Here is a 547-nt window from a genome sequence, read left to right as displayed (position 1 = left end):
GCACCATAGGAGGCGTCGAGAACAAGAAGATCACAGTGGGGGATCGTGTCCATGACGAAGACATTGCTGTCCGGCACCACGTCGGCGGAATAGGCGACGCGGCTCTCGCCATCGTCGACGGCAAACCAGACGCCGCCCACCACATGCCCGGAGCGTCCCGTCCGGATCGTGAGATTTCCGCTCTTCAGCGTATCGCCGGGTTGGAACAATTCGATGCGGTCTTCGGGAAAAGGGAACCGCCTGAAATCCTCGGGCTCAGCATAGCCCGCGAGCGTGGCGGGCGCCTCATTGCGGGTCTCGGCCGTCATGAAGATCGGGCCGGCATAGCCACGCGACAGCAGCCAACTCAGTGCGCCGACATGATCCTCATGGGCATGCGAGACGAACAGCGCGTCGATGTCGGCGACCGACCCGTTCAGCACCGGATAGTAGTCCGCGCCCGAGGCGCCGACCTTGATGCCGACGTCGAGCAGGATGCGATCCTTGCCGCTGCTGACAGCAAGACTGGTGCGGCCCTTTTCGCCAAAGCCGCCGAGCAGGTCGAGCA

Annotated in this window: 1 protein-coding gene; it reads right to left on the bottom strand. The window is 63.6% G+C overall.

Annotation, left to right across the window (positions count from 1 at the left end; all coding sequences use genetic code 11):
* Nucleotides 1-547: MBL fold metallo-hydrolase (locus EN984_RS37060; RefSeq protein ID WP_127384474.1), on the bottom strand; the 547-nt coding region annotated here is incomplete at both ends.

Origin of the sequence: Mesorhizobium sp. M7A.F.Ca.CA.004.12.1.1, from assembly GCF_003997835.1 — a bacterium.
In the GTDB taxonomy this organism is placed as follows: Bacteria; Pseudomonadota; Alphaproteobacteria; order Rhizobiales; family Rhizobiaceae; genus Mesorhizobium.
This window is presented reverse-complemented; position numbering and strand designations above follow the sequence as displayed.